This is a genomic window from Streptomyces flaveus (assembly GCF_014647675.1).
GTDB classification, from domain to species: Bacteria; Actinomycetota; Actinomycetes; order Streptomycetales; family Streptomycetaceae; genus Streptomyces; species Streptomyces flaveus.
Map to the genome: position 1 here is coordinate 1 of NZ_BMPQ01000078.1, position 1,390 is coordinate 1,390.

The window sequence follows — 1,390 nt, forward strand, 5'->3', positions numbered from 1 at the left end:
TAATATTTTTAATGAATAATTAATATATTATTCATTAAATTCAAACTATTTTGCTGTTTTAAAAGAAAAATGCCTCTGCAAGAATTAAAAATCAGAACTACTTTTTGGATGATTTTATGCTAATTTTTAATTTGCATGTAGATGGTCCAGTGTCTAAAAATTCGGCACTGGTTTTACTCAAATTTTTGTTTGTGAAATACATTTATATTTATTTGGCTCTCATTTGCGTTTTAAGAGCCAATATAGGTTTTTAGGTATAAAAAGTATAAATAACCCCTAATTCTTTAAAATGATCCCTTAAAATTAAAAAAGGGTATTTAAAATTCGAATAACAATTGTGATGGGGGGATTTGTTCAAAAAAAAGTTTTTTTGGGCTATTAGTTTCTTTTATAACAATTTAATTCAACATATACTTTTACGTGTTTGTGTGAGAAAGCAACTCTGGCAATGGTGAAAACACGTAATAACCAACTAATATCCATACTATTGGCATAAAAATAAGAACAGTATAGTATAACCCTTTATAATTCTTTGAAGAATCACTTTTTCTATTTTTAATATAATAAAAAGTCGTTATAAGCATTGAAATAGTGAAAATAATAGTTATAATAACTAATAAATTATTACCGGCTCTTGTAGTTTCACCACCTAATACTATATCTTTTATTGCTACAAAAATCATGTTTATTAAAAATAGTAGACTACTAATTTTAAACATCTTTTCAAACATTAAAGCACCTCCTAAATATGGTTATACCTTATTTTAACATGTGTTACTATAATACCTTTTTCTTATTATAACTTCAAAAATTATGCCAAATGTTTTATCCTTTATATTATATACTTTTAGGAGTGGAATATATGTGGTTCTGTTGCAAAGTAAAAAAATATAGCTAACCACTAATTTATCATGTCAGTGTTCGCTTAACTTGCTAGCATGATGCTAATTTCGTGGCATGGCGAAAATCCGTAGATCTGAAGAGACCTGCGGTTCTTTTTATATAGAGCGTAAATACATTCAATACCTTTTAAAGTATTCTTTGCTGTATTGATACTTTGATACCTTGTCTTTCTTACTTTAATATGACGGTGATCTTGCTCAATGAGGTTATTCAGATATTTCGATGTACAATGACAGTCAGGTTTAAGTTTAAAAGCTTTAATTACTTTAGCCATTGCTACCTTCGTTGAAGGTGCCTGATCTGTAATTACCTTTTGAGGTTTACCAAATTGTTTAATGAGACGTTTGATAAACGCATATGCTGAATGATTATCTCGTTGCTTACGCAACCAAATATCTAATGTATGTCCCTCTGCATCAATGGCACGATATAAATAGCTCCATTTTCCTTTTATTTTGATGTACGTCTCATCAATACGCCATTTGTA

The 1,390-nt window shown here is 28.5% G+C and carries 1 protein-coding gene; it reads right to left on the bottom strand.

The window, feature by feature from the left end; all coding sequences use genetic code 11:
• Positions 1-925: 925 nt before the first annotated feature.
• Positions 926-1,390: IS6-like element IS257 family transposase (locus IEZ21_RS49255; protein ID WP_061842448.1), on the bottom strand; the 465-nt coding region annotated here is incomplete at its 5' end.